Below are 4,546 nucleotides of genomic sequence, written 5' to 3'. Positions count from 1 at the left end.
GCCCGCGCCGTCGCAGCCCGCGCAGCCGCCCGCCGCGCAGCCGCCCGCCGCGGAGAACGCCTGCACGAAGTACACCGCCCTGGCGCAGGACAACAAGACGCCGGTCGGCCAGCTGATCACCGCCGCCAAGGCGTGCCGCCAGGACCCGAAGCTCGCGCCGGGCAAGGGCCCCGACGGCGCTGAGGTCCCCGCGGACGCCGCGCTGCAGCAGGCCGCGCTGGCCACGCTCGACTGCGGCAAGAAGGACCCGCTGATCGGCAACGACGACCCGAAGCTCCCGTTGGCCACCTGTGACCAGGACGGTCTCGAGAAGTTCATCCTCGGCCCGTCGTTCCTCGAGGGCAGCGAGATCGACAACGCCATCTCGCAGCCAGACCCGCAGGGTGTCGGCAACGTCGTCAGCGTCAGCTTCAAGAGCGAGGGCGGCCGGATCTGGTCGGAGTACACCGCCGCCCACATCCAGCAGCGTGCCGCGTTCGTGCTCGACACCGCGGTCGTCTCCGCGCCGACGATCCAGGGCGCCATCAGCGGCGACACCCAGATCACCGGCGGCGAGGGCGGCTTCAAGACCGCCGAGGCGCAGAAGCTGGCCAACGTGCTGAAGTTCGGCTCGCTGCCGCTGTCCTTCGAGTCCTCCGAGGCCGAGACCGTGTCGGCGACGCTGGGCCTGGCCTCGATGCAGGCCGGTCTGATCGCCGGTGGCATCGGCCTGCTGCTGGTCTTCCTCTACTGCTTGTTCTACTACCGCGTGCTCGGTGTGCTGACGATCCTGTCGCTGGTGCTCTCCGGGGCGATCGTCTTCGCGGTCCTCGTGCTGTTGGGCCGCTGGGTCGGGTTCACCCTCGACCTCGCGGGCATCGCCGGGTTCATCGTGGCGATCGGTATCACCGCGGACTCGTTCGTCATCTTCTTCGAACGACTCAAGGACGAAGTGCGCGAAGGCAGGTCCTTCCGGTCCGGCGTGCCACGCGCGTGGGTCCGGGCCCGGCGCACGATCCTCTCCGCCGACGCGATCCAGTTCCTGGCCGCGGCGGTCCTGTACGTGCTGGCCGTCGGCCAGGTCAAGGGGTTCGCGTTCACCCTGGGCATGGCCACCGTGCTCGACCTGATCGTGGTCTTCCTGGTGACCCACCCGCTGGTGGCGCTCGCCTCGAAGTCCAAGTGGCTGTCCAACTCGAAGCTCTCCGGCCTCGGAGCAGTCCAGCGGAACCAGCAGACCCTGCGCGCGGCGCGGGTCGGCGCGGGCACCGCCGCGAAGGAAGTGTGACGTGTCCACCCCCAAGAAGCAGAGCATCTTCGAGCGGCTCCACGTCGGCAACGGCGCGTTCGACATCGTCGGCAAGCGCAAACGCTGGTATTTGACCTTCGGTGCGCTGATGCTCGTGTGCGTCGCGTCGATCATCTTCCGGTGGTTCAACCTCGGCATCGACTTCGAGGGCGGCACCAAGATCCAGCTGCCGTCGGCGAGCGCGTCCGGGCAGATCTCGGTCGAGCGCGTGGAGACCGTCTTCAAGGAGGCGATCAACAAGGACGCGGCCGCGGTCCAGCAGGTCGGCACCGGCGCCAACTCGACCATCCAGATCAAGTCGGAGGCGCTGACCGTCGACGAGGTCCGACTGGTCAAGAACGCGCTGTTCGAGCAGCTCAAGCCGCAATCGCCCAGTGGTGAGTCCACTGTCTCGGTGATCAGCGACAGCGCTGTGTCGGGCACCTGGGGCGGGGAGATCTCGCGGCAGGCGCTGATCGCGCTCGGCGTGTTCATGGTCCTGGTGACGATCTTCCTCGCGCTGTACTTCGAGAAGTGGATGGCCGTCTCGGCACTCGTCGCGCTGTTCCACGACGTCATCGTTGCCGCGGGCATCTATTCGATCGTCGGCTTCGAGGTCACGCCCGCCACGGTGATCGGTCTGCTGACGATCCTCGGCTTCTCGCTCTACGACACGGTCGTGGTGTTCGACAAGGTCAAGGAGAACACCCGCGGCCTGCTCGGACTGACCCGGCGCACCTACGCCGAGACGGCGAACCTGGCGCTGAACCAGGTGCTGATGCGGTCGATCAACACCTCGATCATCGCGCTGCTCCCGGTTGTCGGGCTGCTGGCGATCGGTGTCGGTGTGCTCGGTGTCGGCACCCTCGGCGACCTGGCGCTCATCATGGCCGCGGGCATGCTCGCGGGTGTGCTGTCGTCGATCTTCCTGGCGACCCCGCTCCTGGTCGACCTGAAGATGACCGAGCCGAAGTACAAGCAGCAGGCTGAGCGCGTGGCCCAGCGCCGCGCGAACGTGGCCCGCAAGGCGGAGACAGCCGAAAGCGCCGAGGGCGTCGAGGCCGAGACCGACCTGTCCGACGACGAGGCGCTCAACGCCGAACTGCGTCGGGAGAAGGCCATGGCGATCGCGGCGGGTGTCCCCTCGCGCACGCCGAAGGCCTCCGACGCCCGACGCAAGTCCACGGGTAGGCCGACGGGCAAGAAGCGGCGCTGACGTGCGCCTGGAAGACGCGCTCACCCTGGTCCGGGAAGTCCCCGACTTCCCGGAACCAGGGGTGCTCTTCCGCGACCTGAGTCCGCTGCTGGCGGACTCGGCCGCGTTCCGCGCGGTCACCGACGCTTTCGCCGCCGAGATCCCCGACGGCGTCAGCACGGTGGTCGCGTTGGAGGCCCGAGGCTTCCTCTTCGGCGCCGCACTCGCCGCGGTGCACGGATTCGGGCTGGTGACGGTGCGCAAGCCCGGCAAGCTGCCCGTCGTGGCCGACAGCGTCACCTACTCCCTCGAATACGGCACGGCCACCTTCGAGCTGCCGCGGGGCGTGGTCGAGCCCGGCGCGAACGTCGTCATCATCGATGACGTGCTGGCCACCGGGGGCACGATCGAGGCCGCCGCGGGGCTGGTCGACCGGGCGGGCGCCAAGGTCGCGGCGGTGGCGGTCGTCGTGGAAATCGCCGCGCTGGGCGGTCGTGAGCGACTTGCAGGGCACAACTTGCGGTCGCTGCTCGTCGTCTGACATGGGCGGTTCGCCGCCCCAGCGGAAACTCGTCACCCGTTCCGGCGTTATCCTCGGTATCCGGGTCACACGAGTGACCCGGGAGTCGTTCGCCATCGGCGACCGAACTTGCCGGGAGCACGGTTGTCCCATGAGGTAGACAGCGCGGCCCCAGGGGCCCATGAGCCGCTGACGCCCGCAGGACGGGAGCCGTCCGCCACCCGCCGGGTTCGCGCACGGCTGGCCCGCCGCATCACCGCGCAGCGCGCCGCCCCGGTCAAGCAGGTGCTGGAGCCGCTGGCCGCGGTCCACCGCGAGCTGCACCCCAAGGCCGACCTGGCGCTGCTGCAGCACGCCTACGACGTGGCCGAGGAGGCGCACCGCAGTCAGCGGCGCAAGTCCGGCGACCCGTACATCACCCACCCGCTGGCCGTGGCGACGATCCTGGCCGAGTTGGGCATGGACACCACGACGCTGGTCGCGGCCCTGCTGCACGACACGGTCGAGGACACCGACTACTCGATCGACAGCCTGCGCGCCGACTTCGGCGACGAGGTCGCGCACCTGGTCGACGGCGTCACCAAGCTCGACAAGGTGCAACTGGGCTCCGCCGCCGAGGCCGAGACCATCCGCAAGATGGTCATCGCCATGGCGAGGGACCCTCGCGTGCTGGTCATCAAGCTTGCCGACCGGCTGCACAACATGCGCACCATGCGGTTCCTGCCGCCGGAGAAGCAGGCCAAGAAGGCCCGCGAGACCCTCGAGGTGCTCGCGCCGCTGGCCCACCGCCTGGGCATGGCCACGGTCAAGTGGGAGCTGGAGGACCTGGCGTTCGCCATCCTGCAGCCCAAGAAGTACGACGAGATCGTCCGGCTCGTGGCGAACCGGGCACCCTCGCGGGACACGTACCTGCGCACCGTGGTCGAGCAGCTCGGCGCCGACCTGCAGGGCTCGCGGATCACCGCGAAGGTCGAGGGCAGGCCCAAGCACTACTACTCGATCCACCAGAAGATGATCGTCCGCGGCCGGGACTTCGACGACATCCACGACCTGGTCGGCGTGCGCATCCTGGTCGAGGACGTGCGCGACTGCTACGCCGCCATGGGGGTTGTCCACGCGTTGTGGCAGCCGATGCCGGGCCGGTTCAAGGACTACATCGCCCAGCCCCGCTTCGGCGTCTACCAGTCGCTGCACACCACGGTGATCGGCCCGGACGGCAAGCCGCTGGAAGTGCAGATCCGCACGCACGAGATGCACCGCACCGCCGAGTACGGCATCGCCGCGCACTGGCGATACAAGGAGACCAGGGGCACCCACAGCGGCGCCGACGTCGACGAGATGGCCTGGATGCGCCAGCTGCTCGACTGGCAGCGCGAGGCCGCGGACCCCGGCGACTTCCTCGAGTCGCTGCGCTTCGACCTGGCCGCCAAGGAGATCTTCGTCTTCACGCCCAAGGGCGACGTGATCAGCCTGCCGGGGGAGTCCACTCCGGTCGACTTCGCCTTCGCGGTGCACACCGAGGTCGGGTACCGCACGATCGGCGCCCGGGTGAACGGCTCACTGG

4 protein-coding genes are annotated in these 4,546 nt (G+C 69.1%); all 4 read left to right on the top strand.

The window, feature by feature from the left end; genetic code table 11:
- A partial coding sequence (gene secD / locus ACRDSQ_RS24135) for a protein translocase subunit SecD (RefSeq protein ID WP_431424233.1) occupies positions 1–1,267 on the top strand: 1,267 nt, incomplete at its 5' end.
- Position 1,268: 1 nt separating this feature from the next.
- Positions 1,269–2,483 carry a protein translocase subunit SecF gene (gene secF / locus ACRDSQ_RS24130; protein ID WP_431424232.1) on the top strand — a complete coding sequence of 405 codons (1,215 nt, stop codon included), beginning with the start codon at positions 1,269–1,271 and terminating at the stop codon, positions 2,481–2,483.
- Position 2,484: 1 nt separating this feature from the next.
- Complete coding sequence (locus ACRDSQ_RS24125) at positions 2,485–3,003, top strand: adenine phosphoribosyltransferase (protein WP_431424231.1); 519 nt, start codon at positions 2,485–2,487, stop codon at positions 3,001–3,003.
- 123 nt (positions 3,004–3,126) lie between these two features.
- The coding region (locus tag ACRDSQ_RS24120) for a RelA/SpoT family protein (RefSeq protein ID WP_431424229.1) at positions 3,127–4,546 on the top strand (1,420 nt) is incomplete at its 3' end.

Source organism: Actinokineospora sp., assembly GCF_050699995.1.
Lineage (GTDB): Bacteria > Actinomycetota > Actinomycetes > Mycobacteriales > Pseudonocardiaceae > Actinokineospora.
This window is presented reverse-complemented; position numbering and strand designations above follow the sequence as displayed.